Origin of the sequence: Acidisoma sp. PAMC 29798 (genome assembly GCF_030252425.1) — a bacterium.
Classification (GTDB): Bacteria; Pseudomonadota; Alphaproteobacteria; order Acetobacterales; family Acetobacteraceae; genus Acidisoma; species Acidisoma cladoniae.
On record NZ_CP126997.1, the window covers coordinates 1 to 22,405 of the forward strand.

Annotated in this window: 13 protein-coding genes, 2 pseudogenes and 2 CRISPR repeat arrays; of the genes and pseudogenes, 11 read left to right on the forward strand and 4 right to left on the reverse strand. The window is 63.4% G+C overall.

The genetic code is table 11. The features are described from left to right. Positions 1-34 precede the first annotated feature (34 nt). A CRISPR array of direct repeats spans positions 35-2,904; the repeat unit is 32 nt; unit sequence GTCGCTCCTCGCGCGGGAGCGCGGATCGAAAC. Between the two features lie 86 nt (positions 2,905-2,990). Then, entirely contained in the window at positions 2,991-4,190 is a 1,200-nt protein-coding gene (locus QP803_RS23465) for an IS256 family transposase (protein ID WP_284948301.1), read from the reverse strand. A 169-nt stretch (positions 4,191-4,359) separates the two neighbouring features. Then, a CRISPR array of direct repeats spans positions 4,360-5,710; the repeat unit is 32 nt; unit sequence GTCGCTCCTCGCGCGGGAGCGCGGATCGAAAC. A gap of 146 nt (positions 5,711-5,856) precedes the next feature. Here QP803_RS23465 and QP803_RS23470 point away from each other — a divergent pair. From QP803_RS23470 to QP803_RS23485, 5 genes are all read left to right on the forward strand, one after another. After that, positions 5,857-6,684, forward strand: a complete 828-nt coding sequence (locus QP803_RS23470) for an IS6 family transposase (RefSeq protein WP_284948302.1) — start codon at positions 5,857-5,859, stop codon at positions 6,682-6,684. A 313-nt stretch (positions 6,685-6,997) separates the two neighbouring features. After that, positions 6,998-7,174 (forward strand): NAD-dependent epimerase/dehydratase family protein, encoded by a 177-nt coding sequence (locus QP803_RS24140; protein WP_350356121.1) that lies wholly within the window; start codon positions 6,998-7,000, stop codon positions 7,172-7,174. Positions 7,175-7,287: 113 nt separating this feature from the next. Further along, positions 7,288-7,641, forward strand: a complete 354-nt coding sequence (locus QP803_RS23475; RefSeq protein ID WP_284948303.1) for an NAD-dependent epimerase/dehydratase family protein — start codon at positions 7,288-7,290, stop codon at positions 7,639-7,641. Between the two features lie 360 nt (positions 7,642-8,001). After that, the gene (locus QP803_RS23480) at positions 8,002-9,759 is read left to right on the forward strand and encodes an ATP-binding protein (protein ID WP_284948304.1); all 1,758 of its coding nucleotides are present in this window, start codon (positions 8,002-8,004) and stop codon (positions 9,757-9,759) included. A gap of 60 nt (positions 9,760-9,819) precedes the next feature. After that, complete coding sequence (locus QP803_RS23485) at positions 9,820-12,072, forward strand: tetratricopeptide repeat protein (RefSeq protein ID WP_284948305.1); 2,253 nt, start codon at positions 9,820-9,822, stop codon at positions 12,070-12,072. Between the two features lie 203 nt (positions 12,073-12,275). Here QP803_RS23485 and QP803_RS23490 read toward each other — a convergent pair. Then, positions 12,276-12,751 (reverse strand): annotated as a pseudogene (locus QP803_RS23490) (Mu transposase domain-containing protein); the annotation flags it as partial. 186 nt (positions 12,752-12,937) lie between these two features. On the opposite strand from QP803_RS23490, the pseudogene QP803_RS23495 reads away from it, so the two are divergent. Continuing rightward, positions 12,938-14,182, forward strand: a pseudogene (locus QP803_RS23495) (ISL3 family transposase); the annotation flags it as partial. A 14-nt stretch (positions 14,183-14,196) separates the two neighbouring features. Here QP803_RS23495 and QP803_RS23500 read toward each other — a convergent pair. Next, a complete protein-coding gene (locus QP803_RS23500) occupies positions 14,197-15,687 on the reverse strand; it encodes an FAD/NAD(P)-binding protein (RefSeq protein WP_284948306.1) in 1,491 nt (496 codons plus the stop codon). 140 nt (positions 15,688-15,827) lie between these two features. On the opposite strand from QP803_RS23500, the gene QP803_RS23505 reads away from it, so the two are divergent. Beyond that, a complete protein-coding gene (locus QP803_RS23505) occupies positions 15,828-16,316 on the forward strand; it encodes an RrF2 family transcriptional regulator (protein ID WP_284948307.1) in 489 nt (162 codons plus the stop codon). Between the two features lie 195 nt (positions 16,317-16,511). Here QP803_RS23505 and QP803_RS23510 read toward each other — a convergent pair whose 3' ends face one another. Then, a complete protein-coding gene (locus tag QP803_RS23510) occupies positions 16,512-17,378 on the reverse strand; it encodes a hypothetical protein (protein WP_284948308.1) in 867 nt (288 codons plus the stop codon). Between the two features lie 329 nt (positions 17,379-17,707). Here QP803_RS23510 and cysD point away from each other — a divergent pair, with 329 nt between their 5' ends. The 4 genes from cysD to QP803_RS23530 all read left to right on the forward strand — a co-directional run bounded on the left by cysD (position 17,708) and on the right by QP803_RS23530 (position 22,394). Beyond that, complete coding sequence (gene cysD / locus QP803_RS23515; RefSeq protein WP_284948309.1) at positions 17,708-18,832, forward strand: sulfate adenylyltransferase subunit CysD; 1,125 nt, start codon at positions 17,708-17,710, stop codon at positions 18,830-18,832. Next, entirely contained in the window at positions 18,832-20,742 is a 1,911-nt protein-coding gene (cysN, locus tag QP803_RS23520) for a sulfate adenylyltransferase subunit CysN (RefSeq protein WP_284948310.1), read from the forward strand. The genes cysD and cysN overlap by 1 nt, the downstream gene beginning before the upstream one ends. Continuing rightward, positions 20,739-21,530: a 3'(2'),5'-bisphosphate nucleotidase CysQ gene (gene cysQ / locus QP803_RS23525; protein WP_284948311.1), complete on the forward strand. Its 792-nt coding sequence runs from the start codon at positions 20,739-20,741 to the stop codon at positions 21,528-21,530. Before cysN ends, cysQ begins: the two co-directional genes overlap by 4 nt. A 90-nt stretch (positions 21,531-21,620) precedes the next feature. Beyond that, a complete protein-coding gene (locus QP803_RS23530) occupies positions 21,621-22,394 on the forward strand; it encodes a sulfite exporter TauE/SafE family protein (RefSeq protein WP_284948312.1) in 774 nt (257 codons plus the stop codon). The last annotated feature ends 11 nt before the right edge of the window (positions 22,395-22,405 follow it).

The following is a 22,405-nucleotide window of genomic DNA, read 5'->3' on the forward strand; positions in this document are numbered from 1 at the left end:
GCCAGGCCAACGTCGAGTGCGCCAACCTCAAGATGTCGCTCCTCGCGCGGGAGCGCGGATCGAAACCAGCTGGGATCAGACTGTCCTTAGTCACACCACTGGTCGCTCCTCGCGCGGGAGCGCGGATCGAAACCAATAGTGGGTCTCCCACCTGTCTGCAAAATCTTGTCGCTCCTCGCGCGGGAGCGCGGATCGAAACCATCCGCAATGAGCCATGCAAGTGCATCCCGCACGTCGCTCCTCGCGCGGGAGCGCGGATCGAAACCGTTCGGAAGGGTTATACCATTCGTGCAGCCTGAGTCGCTCCTCGCGCGGGAGCGCGGATCGAAACTCACCCGGGAACATGATCGGCATGACTACCCCGCGTCGCTCCTCGCGCGGGAGCGCGGATCGAAACGCATCAAGTGAATACCAAACCATCGGCTTGATGTCGTCGCTCCTCGCGCGGGAGCGCGGATCGAAACGCCTCATGATCGGCGAGGAGCGACATCTGCGCCTTGTCGCTCCTCGCGCGGGAGCGCGGATCGAAACGAGCGCGGTGTATTGGACATCGCTGGGGCAGTTGTCGCTCCTCGCGCGGGAGCGCGGATCGAAACTGTGCCCAGACCCGCACCCCAGCCCTCGGTGGCCGTCGCTCCTCGCGCGGGAGCGCGGATCGAAACCCACCTTCGGCCACGGTTGGATCATTCGCCTCATGTCGCTCCTCGCGCGGGAGCGCGGATCGAAACGACGCTGCGGTCAATCAAGGCGCTGGCACGGCGGGTCGCTCCTCGCGCGGGAGCGCGGATCGAAACTAGGCCTTGACCAAGCGTGAACTTGTAGCCGGGCGTCGCTCCTCGCGCGGGAGCGCGGATCGAAACATGTCGCCGATCGTCTGAACAATTTGCGTCTTGAGTCGCTCCTCGCGCGGGAGCGCGGATCGAAACAGGCCGGCGCGATCCTTTCCAGCAATTCTGCTCCGGTCGCTCCTCGCGCGGGAGCGCGGATCGAAACAGGTGAAGGAGGCGGTCGCGGCTGTCACGCGCAGTCGCTCCTCGCGCGGGAGCGCGGATCGAAACATCAAGGGCAGGTTCTTGTTCTGCATGTTGTTCGGTCGCTCCTCGCGCGGGAGCGCGGATCGAAACGAATGCTATCCTGCAGGGCGTCTTCTCAATCATCGTCGCTCCTCGCGCGGGAGCGCGGATCGAAACGTCAAGCGCAAGCCGCGCTCCCTCCTCGCCCGCAGTCGCTCCTCGCGCGGGAGCGCGGATCGAAACTGTCAGGCCAACATCCAGTGCGCCAACCTCAAGGTCGCTCCTCGCGCGGGAGCGCGGATCGAAACGCAATGGCCGGCAGTGCCGCGCTTCTCAGCGGTTGTCGCTCCTCGCGCGGGAGCGCGGATCGAAACAAAACCTGACGCGCGGCACGCAACAGTGGGTTAAGTCGCTCCTCGCGCGGGAGCGCGGATCGAAACATCGGCGCGGCCTACGATGCGGATTTCTGCCACGTCGCTCCTCGCGCGGGAGCGCGGATCGAAACCATGACAATGCGAAAGAGCATCTTGATAGGCTTTGTCGCTCCTCGCGCGGGAGCGCGGATCGAAACGGCGCTTCGCCTCGATCGCCGAGGCCGAGGCTCGTCGCTCCTCGCGCGGGAGCGCGGATCGAAACTTTGATGCCGGCAGACGAGGGCGCGGGTCCGCCGTCGCTCCTCGCGCGGGAGCGCGGATCGAAACGCCGGTGGTGTCGATCACCAGTATAAACGACGTGTCGCTCCTCGCGCGGGAGCGCGGATCGAAACAAACCGGGCTGGTGGTGCCAGGACTGCAAGCGATGTCGCTCCTCGCGCGGGAGCGCGGATCGAAACATGCCCTCGGGCGGCACATACTCATATGCCTCGGGTCGCTCCTCGCGCGGGAGCGCGGATCGAAACTTCTGAAAACACGACTGCTCGCTCTTGGGCAGTAGTCGCTCCTCGCGCGGGAGCGCGGATCGAAACCCAAACCGCCCTCGCTCCAAATTTATGGCACGCGGTCGCTCCTCGCGCGGGAGCGCGGATCGAAACAGTCCGGCCGAGCTGCAAGGCGGCGTCGAGCAGGGGTCGCTCCTCGCGCGGGAGCGCGGATCGAAACGCGCCACGCCCGAGGCTGCCGAGACGTCGATGAGTCGCTCCTCGCGCGGGAGCGCGGATCGAAACCTTGGCAGCTCGACCGGACGCTATCAGCTCGTCGGTCGCTCCTCGCGCGGGAGCGCGGATCGAAACATGGGTACGGTGTCGCTTGCTGGCGCGGCGCAAGGGCGGTCGCTCCTCGCGCGGGAGCGCGGATCGAAACTTTAATGCGTTGAACCTTCCGATATACACAAGTGGTCGCTCCTCGCGCGGGAGCGCGGATCGAAACGGCATAGTCTACAACGAGGAGGGGCGCCAACGCCGTCGCTCCTCGCGCGGGAGCGCGGATCGAAACTCTACAACTTCATCTCTCCCCAACATCAAATTCCGTCGCTCCTCGCGCGGGAGCGCGGATCGAAACCTCAAACGCCAAGCGCAGCGTGTGAAGTGCCTGAGTCGCTCCTCGCGCGGGAGCGCGGATCGAAACGCCATCCTTGCGGACGTCTAGACCGAGGGCGTCGTCGCTCCTCGCGCGGGAGCGCGGATCGAAACTTGAACGCGGGGAGCGCGCCTCTGCGCCTCATGGTCGCTCCTCGCGCGGGAGCGCGGATCGAAACAGGACGTTGTCCACCGCGCCGATGCCGGTCGTGAGTCGCTCCTCGCGCGGGAGCGCGGATCGAAACATCCACACGATTACCATCTATTTCCGCCGTAACAGGTCGCTCCTCGCGCGGGAGCGCGGATCGAAACATGCAGGATCTGAGCATCGGCCTAGGCAAGGATGGTCGCTCCTCGCGCGGGAGCGCGGATCGAAACGTAAAGCACTGGCACGCGGCGCTATAGGGATCGTGTCCCGGGGCGTGGTGTAGGAAGGTGTTCTTGAGCAGCGTTGGCTGCTTTGTTCAGCCGACCAGTGCTGGCATGCTGACGATGGTATCATCGCTCAGTGGCGCGATGGTTTCCAGCGTCATGTAGCGAGCCCGTTGGACCGACCACTCATCATTCTGCTCCAATAGCAGAGCGCCGATCAGTCTTGTGACAGCGGCTTCGTTGGGGAAGATGCCAACGACCTCGCTACGTCGTTTGATTTCCCCATTGAGACGCTCGAGCGGGTTGGTGCTGTGAAGTTTGGCGCGATGGGGCGGTGGGAACGCCATGTAGGCAAGGACGTCAGCCTCCGCCGCGTCCATCAGCCCGGCCAATTTCGGCACCCGTGGCCGCACTTGATCGGCGACATCACGCCACTGCTTGCTGGCGGCGGTCGCGTCGTCCTGAGCGAAGGCGGTGCCGACCCAGGCGGAGACAATGCGGCGCTGGGTCTTTCCGGCATAGGCCAAGGCATTGCGCATGAAATGCACACGGCATCTTTGCCAGGTGGCGCTGAGCACCTTGGTGATCGCCGTCTTCAGGCCCTCATGCGCATCGGAGATCACGAGCTTTACCCCGCGCAACCCGCGCCGTGTCAGCGACCGCAGGAACTCCGTCCAAAAGGGCTCCGCCTCGCTGTGCCCGACCGTCATGCCCAACACTTCACGCCTGCCGTCGGTGTTGACGCCGACGGCGATGATGACGGCGACGGAGACGATGTGATGGTAGCGCCGGACTTTGACGTAGGTCGCATCGAGCCAGACGTATGGCCAGTCGCCTTCGATCGGGCGGGTGAGGAAGGCGTCGACACGCTCGTCGATCTCGCCGCAGAGCCGGGACACCTGACTCTTACTGATGCCTTCCATCCCCATGGCCTTCACCAAATCATCGACCGATCGGGTGGAGACGCCCTGGATATAAGCCTCCTGAACGACCGCGGTCAGAGCCTTCTCGGCCATGCGGCGAGGCTCCAGGAAGGCCGGAAAATAGCTGCCGCGCCGGAGTTTGGGAATGCGAAGCTCAACCGTTCCCGCCCGTGTCTCCCAGTCGCGGTCGCGATATCCATTGCGCTGGTTGCGACGATCGGCGGTGCGCTCGCCAGGGGCTGCGCCGCAGAGACCCTCAGTCTCGAGCTGCATCAGCCGCTCGGCGGCGAAACCGATCATCTCGCGCAGGAATGTGGCGTCCGACCCCTTCTCCAAAAGAGCGCGAAGCGCGATCTTGTCCTCGGTCATCGTGGTGATCCTCAGGTTCAGGTTGTGTCTCGACAACCAACCCTACCCAAGATCACCGCGGTGGCCACTAACCGGCCTGCCTACGCCAGACTCTTGGCGGTCGCTCCGGCAGGCCAGTCAGCGGCCTCCTACACCACCACCTGGGACACGACCCGCTATAGGTGGGCGTGTCGCTCCTCGCGCGGGAGCGCGGATCGAAACAAGACGGAGGTATCACGGCCACCAGTGGCCAAACGTCGCTCCTCGCGCGGGAGCGCGGATCGAAACAACGTCAATCAGAGCCTCATCCTGAGCAACGATGAGTCGCTCCTCGCGCGGGAGCGCGGATCGAAACATCACCACCACCCCATCTCGTAGGTCGCCAACGGTCGCTCCTCGCGCGGGAGCGCGGATCGAAACTTATGAAAGGAGACGCCTTTATAGCCACTGGTAGTCGCTCCTCGCGCGGGAGCGCGGATCGAAACGACCAGCAACCGCGCGGGTCGGCGCCAACCACAGTCGCTCCTCGCGCGGGAGCGCGGATCGAAACGCGCATAAGGGGCGCCACAAGTTCACCAGTGGCCGTCGCTCCTCGCGCGGGAGCGCGGATCGAAACACCGAATACCCCTTGCCGAAGCCTGAGGTCGCCAAGTCGCTCCTCGCGCGGGAGCGCGGATCGAAACCAGCTGAAGGGAAAGGATGCGGTGGCTGCGCTTGTCGCTCCTCGCGCGGGAGCGCGGATCGAAACGAGTAGCCGGTTCCAAACTCCTCTTGGGCATAGGCGTCGCTCCTCGCGCGGGAGCGCGGATCGAAACGGCGCGGCCTCGCGCAGTGCGCCGAGGAACGCGTGTCGCTCCTCGCGCGGGAGCGCGGATCGAAACACCATCTGCGCGCCAGGCGTGTAGGTCGTGATTGTCGCTCCTCGCGCGGGAGCGCGGATCGAAACGCGGATCTGCGCATAGGTGCGGATCTCGCGCGGCGTCGCTCCTCGCGCGGGAGCGCGGATCGAAACCCGTTCGCGCATCACCTGTGCGACTTCCCACCGCAGTCGCTCCTCGCGCGGGAGCGCGGATCGAAACGCGTTGTATTGGATGCGCGAAACGCCGACGAATCGTCGCTCCTCGCGCGGGAGCGCGGATCGAAACTTTTGCAGCTCGTCGCGGACAAGGATTCGCGTGCGTCGCTCCTCGCGCGGGAGCGCGGATCGAAACATCTCGACCCGCGTCGATCGGTTCCGACCGCCGGTCGCTCCTCGCGCGGGAGCGCGGATCGAAACATGCATGGGTCGGAGAGCAGAAGAGCGATTAATTGTCGCTCCTCGCGCGGGAGCGCGGATCGAAACCAGTAATGGGTCGCCCACATATTCGCAAAATCTTGTCGCTCCTCGCGCGGGAGCGCGGATCGAAACAGCATCTTGACCATCGTCTCGCTAGAAACAACGGGTCGCTCCTCGCGCGGGAGCGCGGATCGAAACACGGCGGAAGATGATTTCGATTGGTATCGATTTGTGTCGCTCCTCGCGCGGGAGCGCGGATCGAAACACCGACCGAGATGCACTCGCCGAACCCCAGCAGGCGTCGCTCCTCGCGCGGGGGTTCTGTCAGGCCTCGCGCCATGAGCGGAAAGGTTGGATGTCTCTGCCAAACGGGTAAACTGAGCGTTGGCCGATATGTAAGGACGCCCGGGAATGGATTGCGTTGACTGTGGCTCGTCGGCGGTGATTGAGCGCCGGGAGGTCACGGCACGAGGCTACCGGCGATACCGGTGCCGCGATTGCGGGCGGCAGTTCAACGAGCGCAGCGGTGGGGTGCTGAACCGCAGTTGCCTGCCGAGCGACATCATCGCCTTCGTGGTGTTCTGCCGGCTGCGCTACCGGCTGACGCTGCGGGACCTGAGCGAGATTATGGCGCTGCGCGGGATCGAGATAAGCCATGAGACCGTCCGCGACTGGGAGGTGAAGCTGTTGCCCATCATGGGTGACGCGCTGCGCAAGCGGCGTCACGGGACCCGTCGCGCAGCCGGCGCCAGCTGGTATGTTGATGAAACCTATCTGAAGGTCCGCGGCCGATGGTGTTACCTCTACAGGGCAGTAGACCGAGACGGTAACCTGATCGACGCGATGCTGAGCGAGCATCGCGACATGCAGGCGGCCAAGGCCTTCTTCCGCTCGGCGCGGGCGACCATGGGCATTCGGCCGGACAGGATCACGACCGACGGTCATGGCTCCTACCCGAGAGCGATCCGAACTGTGCTGGGCAAGACCGTGCAGCACCGGACCAGCGTCTATCTGAATAATCGCCTTGAACAGGACCATCGCGGCATCAAGGGCAGGATCCGATGTATGCGGGGCTTCAAGAACCACGAAGCTGCCGAGCTCTTCTGCCGAGCACACGGGGAACTTCGCAATCTTCTTCGCCATCGTCGCCGTCACAACCAGATCGTCTCCGCCTCTCACCGTCGCGCCCGCTTCGCCAAGGCAACGTGCATTGCGCTCACGATCATGCAGAACGCGTAGATCCTCGCGCGCGCCACGCCTAACGTTAAATCACTGGCGGTATACCTGACAGAACCCTCCAGAAGGGCGCGAAGCGCGATCTTGTCCTCGGTCATCGTGGTGATCTCCAGGTTCCGGTTGCGTCTCGACAACCCAACCCTACCCAAGATCACCGCGGTGGCCACTAACCGGCCTGCCTGCGCCAGACTCTTGGCGGTCGCTCCGGCAGGCCAGTCAGTGGCCTCCTACACCACGCCCCGGGACACGACCATTAAGCACAGGTCCTTGGGACACGATCTTCCATTTCGCGTCGCTCTCGCTTGTTGGCGAGAGCATGTGGCAGCCCTTCAAATATCTTCTCGAAAACGGAGTCAACGGTATCCGGCTGATCGAGGCCTGCGTCCGTCATGACGTGCCGCGAATCGTTCTGTCGTCGACTACGAATCTGTTCGGCCCGCCCGACCGCATTCCTATCGATGAGAGTGCCACGATCAGCCCGCATTCGCCGTAAGGCGAACGCAAGCTCATGATCGAGCGGACCTTGCACTGGGCCCGGAAGATTAATGGACTTCGTAGCGCTTGCCTGCGTGATTCAACGCCGCCTGCTGCGATACGGATGGTCGTTTGGGTGAGGATCACGACCCGGAGACGCATGTTATTCCGCTTACGATCGACGCGGTATTGGGGCGGCGTCCGCCACTCGCTTCCTTTGGCACAGATAACGAAATGCCGGATGGAACCTGCATCCGCGACTATGTTCATGTGACGGATCTGGCGGACGTTCATATGCGCGTCATCGACCAGCTTGATCACCGCAGAGTGGGTTACAATGTCGGCACGGGGCGCGGATATTCGGTGATGGAAATCATCGCATCTGTGAGGCGTATTGCCGGGCGCCGTGTGCCGACACTCTTAGCAGAGCGTCGACTTGGTGATCCGGCCATATTGGTCACGGGTGCGGATCTGCTCCGCTCTTAAACAGGCTGGTCCCGAGGTTCATCGATCTCGACGCCATCGTCACCAGTGCCTTCTGCTGGCGCGAATGCCATTCGCATGGCTATGGGGCCAAAAATACAAGGCATTCCGAGATGGTCGCATAATCACATTGAACCCGATCCAAATCAGGCGTTGGCTATTCCACGTCGAACGATACAATCGTCACCAGCGCGCTGTTCCGGTACTTACGCTCACCTTACTCTATGATACACTTTTCACTGTGCAACTGATATAGGCCGCAGCGTCTGAATCCAAGGCCGGTTTTCGTTGCTATGGAAAGCCATTCCAGGGCGGGAATCCGCCCTCCGATCATCCGAATTTTCACTAAGCCGGAGCCCCGCTATGTCAGACACGACCGCCATAGCCCCCCTGCGGGTCGCGAATGAGGCGTTTCTCGTCGCCAGCATGATCGAGCGCTGCCCCAAGACCATGATGCTGCGCGAACTGGTCGTGAACGGGCTGGAAGCGGCGGCGCATGCCGTGACCGGCGGCAAGCGCGTCGTCATCGCATCCCGCAAGGTTGATGGCGTGCGCAAGCTCTGCATCTGGAACACCGGTCACGGTCTGAGCGCCGCCGAACTGCTCCATATTACCGATCTCGCCTCCTCCCTGCGCAAGATCAACAGCCTCGACCAGAATTTCGGTATGGGCGCCAAGGTTGCCTCCCTACCGTCCAACAGACACGGGCTGCGCTACCGCTCCTGCCAGGACGGCCGTGTCAGTGAAGTGATGCTCGGCTATCGCGAGGGCATCTATGGCCGCCTCCGCATCGGGCCGGAGGGGCGCGAAGTCGTGGATGCGACCCAGACCTGCCTCGGGGAACAGGGCTACGATCTCAGCTATGATTGGACGGAGGTGCTTCTTTGCGGCAATGCCGCTGCGCAGGACACCGTGGCCGACCCCTATGCAGGCACCCCCCGGGTCAATGCTTTTTGGGTTCCGCACTATCTCGCCAACCGCTTCTTCCGCCTGCCGCCGGATGTGAGCCTGAGCCTGATGCCCGAGGTTACCGGCGGCACCGGGCCGCGCGACTTCATCGGCCTGGACGACCGGCGGGACGATTTCGGCCAAACTGAAACCCGATCCACGCCCAGCGGCGTGAAGATCCACTATTATTTCGATCCGCCGCAGGGGGAGAGCACGCGCGCCGCTTCGGGCGCGATCGCCCCCAGTTCCTCGCGGTCTTCGGTCGTCTTCCGCGGCGAAATGTATGATGTCCGCGAGGGCGAGCAATGGCTGGCCGATGCGCCGGTCTACGGCATTCCCTTCGGCGCCAAATACTGCTTCGCCTTCGTTGAACTGCCGGATGACTATCTCGTCTGGCCGGAAGCCTATCGCCAGTTCCTGCGCCTGCGCGGCGGCCATCAGCGCCAAGTGTTTCTGAACGACTTCAGCCCCCTGGTGCGGGCCTATATGCCGCCTTGGCTGGTCCGAATCATCCAATCCTTCGGCCCGAGCCAGGCGAATTACCTCGGCGAGATCAGCGAAGAGTTGAAGGCCCTGCTGGCAGAGCTGGGCGTGCCGCCCGAACAGCGCGGATTGCCGATCCCCGGCGCGTCTTTGCCCGCACCCAAGGTCGTTCCGCCTGCCGCACCCACCGATCGGGACGAGGCGACGCCGCCTCAGATGGCGAATGAAAAGCCGCCGGCGCCCCCCAAGCCGAAGACGTTCGAGGCGGCGCCGGAGATCATCGGCCTGCGCTCAGCCGAAATGATCGCCGAGCGGGCGCTGCAGGGCCGCGCCGCGAAGTTCTATCCGCAGTCCCACCAAGTCTTCGTCAACCTCATGTATCCGGCCGTAGGCGCCATGGCTGCGCAGCTCGAACAGGAACACGGCGAGACGGAAGACCCCGAGACCGCGCGCCGCGTGGCCGCCGAAGTGTCCGAATGGTGCATCACCAAAAAGGTGACCCGCGCGGTCGTCTATAGCCTCGCCAAGAAAGGCGCCGGCTGGCGCCCGGAGGACGTGACCCGCAGCCAGTCCCCCGAATGTCTCAGCCTGGTTGCCGACGACTGGTCCGGCTTGATGGAGATGGCCCGGTTGCGCTTCTCAGAAATGCTGGCCACACAAGGCGCCGTCCCAATCACGGTCGCTGCCTGAATGAGAAGATAGCCGCCCACATTCTGCCGCCAACCCGACTACAAAGAAACGGATCGATCGATGAGCGACCAGATGGGCGTGACCCCGGACCCCACCAACCCGAGTGCGACCTTGAGCTATACCCAGGGTCTTATGCGGTCGGGGGATTTCACCACGGCGGAGAAGCTGGTCGGCTGGGCGCTCGACTTCAATCCCGAGCATAGCGGCCTGTTGCGCCAGATGAGCGAGATCAATCTCCTACGTGCGCAGCCTGACCGAGCGCTGGCCTGGGCGCAGATGGCGGTTTCGGCCGCCACCGGCGACGCGGCCAATCACCACTTGATGTCGCGCGTGCTCATAGCCCTGGGCCGGCTCGAAGAGGCCGAGGTGGAGGCCGAGCGTACCGTGGAGTTACAGCCTAAGAATGCCGGCCTGATGCTGCGTATGGCCGATCTGGCGATACGCGCCGGCCGGCTCGATGACGCCCAGGAATGGCTGACGCGCGCAGCCGCCGCGAAGCCCGACGATGCCAGCGTCCATAACCAGCAGTCGAGCCTTCACCTTGCGCGCGGCGACCTTGCCGCCGCCATAGCTTCGCTGGACAAGGTGGTCGCACTTGCGCCTAACCATGGGGGCTTAAAACGGCGATTGAGCGAGGTTCTTCGGCGACATGGCGACCTCCCCGGTGCGCATTATTGGGCAGCCCAAGTAATCGAGGCGCATCCGAAGGATCCGGAAAGCTATGCCTATCTCGCCTCGCTTCACCAGGCGGAGGGCAAGATCTACGAAGCGCGGGAGGGGCTCTACAAAGCCATCGCGGTGGCGCCGAACCAGACAGCCTCGGCCCCTTATATGCGCCGGTTGAGCCAGATCGCGCAGCAGGAGGGCGAAGCGGCAGCGGCCTTAGACTGGGCGCAAAAGGCGTTGGGCGCCAACCCCGGCGACGAGGGCAATCATCATTACAAAGCCGGCATCCATATGGCCAATGGCGCGCTATCGGCGGCCATGGAGACAACCCTTGCCGCCATCGCGCTGTTTCCAGGCAATGTCGCCCTGATCCGTCGCGCCAGTGATATCGCGGCCCGAGGCGGCGACCTGCCGGCGGCGGCCGACTGGGCCCAGCGGGCCGTCACCACGGACGGCGACGATGCGATGAACCACGCTCAACTCGCGCAGGTTTTGCTGCAACAAGGTGAGTTCTCCGCCGCCGAGGCTGCGCTGGAGCAGGCGGTCACCCTCCAGCCCCGCGATGCCGGTTTGCTCCGCCGCTTGAGCGACTTGAAGATGCGTCTCAGCAAGCCGGAGGAGGCCTTCGCTTTCGCAGATCGGGCTGTCGCGGTGAACCCGCGCGACATCGGCGGCTACAGCCATCTCGCCACGATGCATATGAGCGTGGGCGATATTGACGAAGCCGAGTTCGCCATCACCCAGGCGCTCGACGTGGCTCCCACGGATAGCGGCCTTCTGCGGCGGATGAGCGATCTGGCGTTGCGCCGAAATCAGCCTGATGTCGCGGCGACTTGGGCGGCTCGGGCGATCGAGGCCAAGCCCGATGACATCAACAACTATAACCACCAGGCGACGCTCGACATCGCACACGGTGACCTCGGCGCGGCGGAGGCCACCCTGCGCATGGCGATCAGCCTGGCGCCGACCCATGCCGGCCTGAAACGCCGCCTCAGCGAAGTGCTGATGCGGCGGGGTGACACCGAAGGCGCGGAAGCGGTGGCCGCCGATATCGCCGCGTCCTATCCCCTCGATCCGCAGAGCCACGGCCATGTCGCCAGCCTGCATCTCGGGCGCGGGCTCATGGACGAGGCCGAAGCCGCCCTGCTAATCGCCGTCGATGTCTCGCCGACACCGACCGTGAAGGCTGCGTTCATGCGACGGCTGAGCGACCTCGCCATGCGCCGGGGCGACATCGCCGGGGCTTTCCAATGGGCCAGCCGCGCCATTGCGGCAAACCCTTATGAGGGTGAGAGTCACAACCATATCGCAGGGCTGCACCTGCAGCACGGCAATCTCTCGGCCGCCAAGGAAGCGACGCTCAAGGGCATCGCCCTGTCGCCTCGAAACGTGGCGATGCTCCGCCGGATGAGCGATATCGCCTTGCGTCGCGGCAACCTTGCCGCCGCCCGCGACTATGCCGAGTATGCCGTGGCGGCCAATCCCTTGGACGCCAATAGCCATAACCACGCCGCCACCGTGCTTCTTGCCGGGGGCGAAGTGGCGGCAGCGACGGACGCCGCCGGCATCGCTGCGGAACTCGCGCCACAGAATGTCGCATTCACGCGTCGGCTTGATTACCTACAGTTTGTGTTAGCTGGTTGCTAAAAACGCTCGCTTGTAGCGTTTGTTGTGATTCGCTGCGTTAGCAGCGGAGAGGCGGAGAACGACGATGCGTGGTGGTGATGAGCCCGGGGCCTTGTTCAGCTACTGTCAGTTTCTCTTAACTAGGTCCTGCCTGGTTAAGGGAACCTACAGCGCGACCAGGAAGGGCAGGGGGCTGACATCAGCATCCCCTTGATGCGCGGTGAAGGCATCGCCTCCATCAACCGCAACACCTGGATGAACTCGCGCTTGCCGCGGTTCCCCATGCGCGCCTTGAGGAGATGGCGCAGGTGCTGGAAGACCGCCGGCAGATCCCAGCCCTGCAGCGCCGCCGCCTGGTCCAGCGCATTCGGCTTCTGCTCGATCAGCGCCAGGTAGTGCAGCGGGTCGGCGACAAATTCGCCCTCGCCATAGGCCCGCTTGTGCCGGGCCACGACCGCGCCGCCACACAGGATCACCACCTGGTCGACGAATCATTTCACCACGACGTCCCGAAACCCGTAGGCCGTCGGCACCGAGTAGTCGTTGTTGCGATAGCGGACCAGCGATGTCGCGGTAGCCGCCCCGCACGCTTCTCGCACGGCTCCAGCGGCACCGCGGGCAACTCACGCAGCACCGCACGATCGGCCGCCAGGCGATCGCAAATGGTCTCGGCATGCCGTCCGGCACAGTCTCTCTGCCGGTGTCAGTTTCCGCTAAAGGGGCTCTGCGTCAGAGTTGGTGCAAGCCCGCCTTTCGAATCCGGCGACCCGACCCCAGTTTCCGTCGATGCCAAGCAATCAGCTTCGACTTTCAAGATCTGGCCTGGAAATCAGGAATATAGAGCGAGAGTCCGACCAGTGGGTGATCCACGCGGAGAGCCGATCAAGCCCCGTGCCCCGTCTGTTATACACCGTCCACGTCTCGTCATAGCCATTACGGACGGCGCTTGTGGGATATGCCCATCCAAGGTGTCCCCGTTCGCCTGAACATCATTGCCGGACGATGGCGATGCCGCAACACAGATTGTAGACGTCGCATTTTCGTGGAGCGGTTATGCGAGGTGGCGCAGCCGCATGCCCGATGGAGCCATCCTCTGGCGGAGATCCTTAGGGTCTTCGGCCATGGTGCGGGCGGTCGGCCAGCGGAGAGGCTGTTGGGAAAGCTAGGAATGACAGCAAGTGACAACACTATACTCCGCCACTTGCGGCTCGGGGCATCCCGCCGATCCGCGCCAAGCCCTATACGGGTTGTCGGCATTGATGACTGGGCTTGGACGAAAGGGCAGAGTTACGGGACCATCATGGTCGATCTGGATGCCCGCGCCGTGGCGGACGTGCTACCAGATCGATCAGCCGCCAGCGTCGCGAAATGGCTGCGCCAGCATCCGGGCGTGGAGATTGTTTGCCGCGACCGATACGGGCTTTACGCAGAAGGCGCTCGTTTGGGCGCTCCTCAAGCCCGACAGGTTGCTGACCGATTTCATTTGATCGATAACCTGCGCGAGCGATTGGAGCAGCAACTGAGCGGCCACCACGCTCCCCTTCGATCCATCGCGGCGTCACCCATCATCAGGGAGTTTGCCGAGCAGGACGAGGCCGTTGCTCCGGACGGCCGCCACGCCATGCTTGAGCTATTCAACCATGTGAAGACCCTCTATCCCCTTGGGCGGACGGCCTCGTCTATCGTGAGAGCCGCCGGGCTGAGCCGCAATCGCGTCGACAAATGGATCCGGCTTGATAACCTACCCGAGCGAAACAAGATGGCCCCGACAACTGCGAGTCCGAGTTCGTATCACTCCTATCTATCCCGTCGGTGGGCTGAGGGCGTGACACAGATTCGATGGTTGTTGGATGAAATTCGGCGACTTGGCTATACGGGCTGTCGCTCAAGATTGGCAGAATATGTGTCCTCCTCCTGGAGAACGGCGAGTCCCGTGTTCCACCACTCGAACGGTGGCAGGTTAGTTCTTCCGGTCGGCCCCACGACAAACACAAGAGTCTCGGCCATTGTTGCTGCAGCGCCTCAAAACTCTGAAACGCGCTATGTATGGCCGGGCCAGCCGCGAACTCTTGCAGGCACGTATGCTGCCTTTGCACCAACTCTGACGCAGAGCCCCTTTAGTGGAAACTGACTGCCAAAGTAGTGCTAGATGGTGAAGCTCCAGCGGGGGACTTCCCCATTCAGATGGCTGGCGATGCCCACGGCCACATTGGCGGCCTGGATGCGGATGTCCGGCACAGCCACGCATTCCCAGAACACGCCGCGCACGATCGGCCCCAAGGCCCATATGTTGTCAGCGACCGTGCCGTCCGCCCGGATGGCATTCAAATCCTCGGTGGCGTCGATACCCAGGCCTTGCGGGTCGAGCCGAACCAGGCCGCGGTCCAGCATGCGCTTCATGAGGGGGTCGCGAGTCCGTGCGATATGCTCCAGGCCATTCGCCATGATCACGCGCTGCACCTCGATCGTTGTCTCGCCGCTGCCGCCCCGCGCCGCATAGGTGACACGAACGGAGTCCGGCCCGGACTCCATGCGGCGAATGCGGCCGGCCGATACGGTGAGGCTGCCGTCGGTCAGCATGCCGTCGATCATATCGGCGTGTGGCGGCGCCATCCGGTGGCGATGCACATCCCAGCTGCGGCGCACATGGCGCAGGAAGCGGGCGCGCTCGGGGGCCGGCAGGCGGCCCCACAGGCGGGCAGTGATGGGGCGCAGGCTGTCGATCACAGCGCGCCAGTCACTCCCCTGCGCCTTGGCCTGGCGGATTTCGGCGCGCAGGCGGGCGGTCAAGGCACGGATGGAGGTTTCCTCGCGGGCGGAGAAGGCCGGCGTGGGCCAGGGCATGCTGGCGGCGTGGCGCCTGGGCAGCATCCCGCCCCGGGACAAGGCATGGATGCCGTCGGTAAAATTGCGGCGCCGCAGGCTGACGGCGATATCGACCATGGTCAGGCCTGTCCCCACAATCAGCACCGGCAGGTCGGAGGTCAGCGGCCGCTGCGCCTTCTCGCCCCAGGCATAGGTGCAGATGCGCGGATCCTCGCTCTCCTCCGCCGGCAGATTGCCGACGGCGAGAACGATTTTATCCACCTTCAGGGACTGGCCGCTGGCGCCGATGATCTCATAGCCCTCCCCGCTGGACACCACGTCGATCACCTCATCCGGAAAGAGACGGAGGCGGGCGTGGCCGGCGGTTTCGCGCATCGCCGCGTCGAGGATGGAGCGGAGATAGAGGCCATAGAGGCTGCGGGAGGCGAAAACGCCGGCCGGCGTATGGTGCACGCCCTGCTGCGGCTGGCCGCCGGCGGCGCGGCGCGTGATCCAGTCCTGGAAATGGAGCGGCTCATCCATCAGGGCGCTCATATTGGCGGCGCGGACATTGAGCAGGTGGTCGTTATCCTCGGTGGCATAGGCTACGCCGCGCCCGAAGGCAGGGGCGCGCTCGCAGAGCAGGATGGGCTGCTCGGGCCGCAGGCGGTTGAGCAGGTGCAGGGTGGCGATCGTGCCGGAAAAGCCGGCGCCGATCACGGCAATGGGCAGGCGGTGCGGTGCGGTGCGGGCTGCGGGCTGCGAAAGTGCCTGCGTCGTGCCGATCGTCTTGTGCGGGCGCGCCGGCTCAGCGATGTCGTGAAACGCCATTGTGCTCATTCCCTTGTGTGGATCGCCGGAACACAGCGCGCGGCCCGGCGGTGGGTGACGCAATCTTGATAACCCTCGTATTTCCTATTACATTGGTCGGAATATGGCTGCCGTTCTTCTCTGACGTTGAAAGCCATAAGGTGCTCACCAGCCGCGCAAAATATGCCCTCCGCGCCACCCTGGTGCTGGCGGAGTTGAAGTCCGCCAACGGCTGGACCAGCGCCTCGGCCCTGGCCGAGGCGGCGGATGTGCCGCGCAAATTCCTCGAGGCGATCCTCACGCAACTGCGCGACCACGGCCTGCTGGAAAGCCGCCGCGGCCCGGCCGGCGGGCATCGGCTGGCGGCGCAGCCGTCCGAGGTGTCGGCGGCGGATGTGATCCGCGCGGTTGACGGACCTCTCGCCATGACGCCCTGCGCGAGTGTCACCGCTTTCCGGGCCTGCGATGATTGCGCCGACCTGGCGACATGCCGCATGCGCGCCTTGATGCGCCGGGCACGCGATGCGGTGGCTTCGGTGCTGGAGACCTGCACGCTGGCCGACCTGATCGCGGAAGGCCGTGTCCCCGCGGTGTTGGACCTCACGCAACTCCGGCCCCGCGCCAAGCCCGAAGCCAAAGCCGCCGTCTGATGGACGCGGCCGCGCATGACCCGATCGGGCCTTTGCGTCAGGTCTAACGTTGCGCGCGCAACGAAATGGTCTCTGGGTTGCACGACAGAACGGCGAGCGGAGCGACATGCATGATCTTCTCCCGTGGTGCGACGTCTTTCGCGACGGAGGTTACCCTATTAATCCTATAGGTCAAGTATGAATTAGCTTCGACCATCAGCGCTGTAGGGCGGATGAGCGCAGCGTTATCCGCCGTCTCGCCGCCGCAGAATCAACGGATCTGGCTGGATCGTCTGTGCAGCGTGCCGCGCTCTCTAGACTGTTCTGGTCAGACGCTCGGCCGGGACTGACCCTGGGGCCTTCTGCTCGAACCAGAACGAGGCACCGCCCGCGCTGAAGCGCCCATGCATGAAGGCATCGAGTTTCTGCCTGTTGTGCCGCTTGTGCCAGTTTGAACCATACAGCGTGGTGGTACTGCTGTTCTCCAAGGAGATACTGCTCCGTCCAGCTGATATTGCGCGTGATGAAGTCCGCGAGAGGCATCGTCGCGGGAAGATAGATATCGTGCGCGTAGATCGTCAAATTCGAGCGGAGTTCGGGAAGAAGTTGAAGATAGATATGAAGGCAATCGGACCCGTGTTTGACGGTGTATGTGCTGTCGATTAAGAGAATGTCACCATGCCGCATGATCGCGTTTAAAGCGTCGGACAAAACGGTCTCAGCCTTGACCGCTATGATCTCAGCGACAGATGGGATTTGTGACAAAAAATCCGAAGGATATGGATGCAGGCAAATGATCCGGCCAAAGAACACTGTCGCCGGCTTCACGCGGCGGATCAGGCAGTAGTACGCCATTGCGTCACTGAAAGAAAACGGGCCGCCGCGCCAGGAATAGGCACCCCTCTCGGCAGTCTCGGGAGGGTCGAATTCCACGCTGAATACCTCCAACTCCTCGAGCACACGGTCAAGCACAGAGGGGTTGAAGCAGGCCTCGTAGGTCGGCTTCTTCTCCGTCAGAAACGACTCCCTCACATCGGAGAGCAGCGGAATTTCGGAGTAAAAAGTTGCCGGAACCAAAGACACACCGGCGGTTTAAAGCCTCTCTCGCAACGCGGCGCGAGCGTAAAACAGTCGCTTGAGAAGATCGCCAAGTTGCCCGATCGCTGCCTTGTCAAAGCTAGGGTCCGGCGCATCCGTACCGGGACACCAGCCAGCGAGCATTTGCAGTGTTCGTGTCAGCGTGACTGCCCCTTAACTGATGTTAACGATCCTGCCTTTTATCCTGATGCTCCGCAATGGCGGGGATTCGCCTCGGCTGGCTTCGCCGGAGGCCCACCGCTGGTTCCCCTGCCTCCGGCGAGGCCGCCATAACGCTTGCAGCAGGAGTTTTAGTTCTGCTAAAGAACCTCTCAATGCCAGATCTCAGACGTCTTTTTCGAGCGAGCGGCAAGCGCCAGCGCGATATCGCCAAGGCGGTCGGCCGGAGCGAGGGTGCCGTCAGCCAATGGGTGAGCGGGGAACGTGAAATCCCGGCCGACCTGGCGCTGAGGATCGAGACCTTTACGGGCATTCCGCGTGCTTATCTGAGACCAGACCTGTGGGAGACAAGAATGCCGGATGCCGCGACGATCGAGCCAAAGCTATCTCTTACGCATCTGCAACGGCTCGAAGCCGAAAGCATTCACATCATGCGGGAGGTTGCCGCCGAGGCCGAGAAGCCGGTGATGCTCTATTCCATCGGCAAGGACAGCGCGGTCATGCTGCACCTGGCGATGAAAGCCTTCGCGCCCGGCAAGCCCCCCTTCCCCCTGCTCCATGTCAACACGACCTGGAAGTTTCGCGAAATGATCACATTCCGGGATCGGCGCGTCAAGGAACTCGGATTAGAGCTCCTCGAATGGATCAACCAGGATGGGATCGCGCGCGGCATCAACCCCTTCGATCATGGCGGCGCCTATACCGACATCATGAAGACAGACGCGCTGAAGGCGGCGCTCGATCATCACGGTTTCGATGTGGCGTTCGGCGGTGCACGCCGCGACGAGGAGAAAAGCCGCGCCAAGGAGCGCATCTTCTCCTTCCGCGCGGCCGGGCATCGCTGGGATCCGAAGAGCCAGCGACCGGAGCTCTGGAACCTCTACAACACGCGTAAAAACAAGGGCGAAACGATCCGCGTCTTCCCGCTCTCCAATTGGACCGAGCTGGATATCTGGCAGTATATCTATAAGGAAAGCATCCCGATCGTTCCGCTCTATTACGCCGCGCCGCGTCCGGTCGTGGAGTACAACGGCATGACGGTGATGGTCGATGATGAGCGGATGCGTGTCCCGGAAGGCGGAGCGCCGGAAATGAGGAGCATCCGTTTCCGCACCCTCGGCTGCTATCCGCTCACCGGCGCCGTCGAAAGTCAGGCCGATACGCTGCCCGAAATCATCCAGGAAATGCTGCTCACCACGACCAGTGAGCGTCAGGGTCGCGCCATCGATCGTGACGGTGCCGCAAGCATGGAAAAGAAGAAGCAGGAGGGCTACTTCTGATGGACGCCCAGAACGACCTCCTCTCCACCGATATCGAAGCCTATCTCAAGCAGCATGAAGAGAAGAGCCTGCTGCGCTTTATCACCTGCGGGTCCGTCGATGACGGTAAATCGACGCTGATCGGCCGGCTTCTGTACGATAGCCGGATGATCTTTGAAGATCAGCTCGCGGCCCTCGAAGCCGATTCCAAGAAGATGGGCACGCAGGGCCAGAATATCGACTTCGCCCTGTTGGTCGACGGCCTCGCCGCCGAGCGCGAACAGGGCATCACCATCGACGTGGCCTATCGCTTTTTTGCCACGGAAAAGCGCAAATTTATCGTAGCCGATACTCCCGGCCATGAGCAGTATACCCGGAACATGGTGACCGGAGCGTCCACCGCCGATCTCGCCATTATCCTGATCGACGCGCGCCGTGGCGTGCTGACGCAGACGCGGCGTCATTCCTACCTCGCCTCGCTCGTCGGCATCCGCAACATCGTCCTCGCCATCAACAAGATGGATCTGGTGAACTACAGCCAGGAGGTCTTCAACCGCATCCTCGGCGACTACATGAATTTCGCAGGCAGTCTCTCGCTCGAGACGATCGTTGCGATTCCTATGTCAGCCCTCGCCGGCGACAATATCACCGAAAAGAGCGGCAATACGCCCTGGTATATGGGGCCGCCGCTGCTCAGCTATCTGGAGACGGTGATAACCCGAAGCGCCGATGGCACGGCCTCGTTCCGCATGCCCGTGCAGTGGGTCAACCGCCCGAACCAGGATTTTCGTGGCTTTTCGGGGCTGGTGGCAGCAGGCGCCGTGAAGCCGGGGGACGTCGTGCGGGTCATGCCCTCGGGCCGCGAAAGCCGCGTCGCCCGCGTCTTCCTGGATGGGGACATGCCCTTGGCCGTCGCCGGCCAGTCGGTCACCATCACGCTCGCGGATGAGATCGATTGCAGCCGCGGCGATGTTCTGACCGGCGTCGATGACCCGATCGAGGTCTCCGATCAGTTCGAGGTCACGGTGGTCTGGATGAACGAAACAGCCATGCTGCCGGCGCGCAGTTATCTGCTCAAGCTCGGCACCAAAACAGTGGTCGCCTCGGTCACCGCGCTCAAGCACAAGGTCAATGTGAATACGCTGGAGCAGGTGGCCTCCAAGCAGCTGGCCATGAACGAGATCGGCCTTTGCAACCTCAGCCTGAGCCAGCCCATCGCCTTCGACCCCTATGAGAAGAACCGTGAGACCGGCGGCTTCATTCTGATCGACCGTTTCACGAACGAGACGGTCGCGGCAGGCTTTATCCATTTCGCATTGCGACGCGCCCAGAATATTCATTGGCAGGCGATCGGAATCGATCGGGCGGCGCGTGCCGCCCAGAAGGACCAGAAGGCCTTCGTTGTCTGGTTCACCGGCCTCTCGGGCGCTGGCAAATCGACCATCGCGACGATCGTGGAGCGCCGTCTACACGAGCTTGGCAAGCATTCCGCTATGCTGGATGGTGACAATGTGCGCCATCGGTTGAACCGGGATCTCGGCTTCACCGATGGCGACCGTGTGGAGAATATTCGCCGCGTCGGGGAGGTGGCACGCCTGATGACTGATTCCGGCCTCATCGTGCTGGTCTCGTTCATCTCCCCCTTTCGGTCGGAGCGGCAGATGGCGCGCGAGTTGCTGCCTGAGGGCGAATTTCTGGAGGTCTTCATCGACACGCCGCTCGCGGTGGCCGAGGAACGGGATCCGAAGGGCCTCTACAAAAAGGCGCGGCGGGGCGAGATCAAGAATTTTACCGGCATCTCCAGCCCCTATGAAGCACCGGAGGATCCTGAGATCCGTCTCGACACCACGTCGCTAACCCCGGAGCAGGCCGCCAGCCGCATCATCGATGCCCTGAGCGGGCGCGGCCTGCTGCAGGCCACCTCCCTATGAGAGAGGATGGCCCGAAGACCCTCTGTCGCGCCAGCCTGCTGGCCGCCATCAGGCCTGTGGCCGAGGAAGCTGGACGCGCAGCGCTCGCCTTCTACGGCGATAAGGCTGAGGTGCGGGAAAAGGCTGACGGTAGCCCGGTGACCTTGGCGGATGAGGCTGCGGAAGCCGTCATTCTGCCGGCACTCCGCGCGCTCACGCCCACAATCCCGGTGGTCTCGGAAGAGGAGGTCGCCCTGGGCCTTGGGCCGTCCCACGTCGGTGCCCGTTTCTGGCTCGTCGATCCGCTGGATGGGACGAAGGAGTTCCTCAGCGGCAATGGCGAATTCACTGTCAACATCGCCCTGATCGAGGATGGCCGGCCGGTGCTCGGCATCGTCGTGGCGCCTGCTCTGGGCGAGACCTATGGCGGCACGGATGGCCAGGCCTATGTGATCGATGCGGCCGGCGAACGGAAGATCCTGTGCCGCCGCCCGCCGGCGGAGGGGGAAACGGTGGTCGGCTCCCGCTCTCACGGCGATGCAACCGCGATGGACGCCTTCCTCAAAGATCGCCGGGTCGCCGCGTTCCGGGCGGCCGGAAGCTCGCTAAAACTCTGCCTCATCGCGCGTGGCGATGCCGATCTCTATCCTCGCCTCGGCACCACCATGGAATGGGATATCGCGGCGGGGCATGCGGTGCTTGCGGCTGCTGGCGGCCGCGTCACCACGGTGGACGGCAGCGTCTTCGTCTATGGGAAGCCGGATTTCCGCAATCCCCATTTCGTAGCTCATGGCGCGGGTTCGGCCTGAGCGCCACCCACCACGCCAGAACGCCAATCGTGCAAACCGCGGCCCCCGCTGGGCTTGTGCCTTCTGCCGACAAGAGGATTGGTAAGCGTCATGTTTATTTCCTTTGCCCATATACTGTCGGGATTTTTTGTCGGTCTGCTGGTCGGCGTCACCGGGGTCGGCGGCGGCTCGTTGATGACACCGCTACTCATTCTGTTCTTCGGCATTCATTCTTCGACCGCCGTCGGCAGCGATCTTCTCTATGCCGCGACGACCAAGGCGGTCGGCACCAGCGTACACGGTTGGCGCGGCAGTGTGGATTGGCGCATCGTGGGCAGGCTGATGACCGGCAGCGTGCCGCTGACGCTGATCACGATAATCCTCTGCTCGCTGCTCGGGGTCGCGCATCAAAAATCACACTTCCTCAATGATGCCCTGGGCATCGTCCTTGTCATCACCGCTTGCTTTGTCATCTTCCAAGCGCAGGTGACGCGCATCTTCGCGGGCTCTCTAGGCGAGCTCGGGGAGCGGCAGCGGGCGCTGCTGACAGTGTTTGTCGGCGCGATCCTCGGCATCATGGTGACACTCACTTCGGTTGGCGCCGGTGCAATCGGCGTTACCGCGCTCATCGTGCTCTATCCGAAGCTATCGCCGACGCGAATTGTGGGCTCCGACATCGCCCATGCCGTGCCGCTGACGCTGCTCGCAGGCATCGGCCATTGGTGGTTAGGAGACGTTAACTTTAGCCTGGTGGGCGCCCTGCTCATTGGCTCGATACCTGGTGTCATTCTGGGCAGCCTATGGTCGACCCGGATGCCGGATCGCGCATTGCGCGTCGCCATGGCCGCCGTCCTGCTGGTGGTGGGCGTCCGTCTCGTCGCCTGAGATGTCGCTGA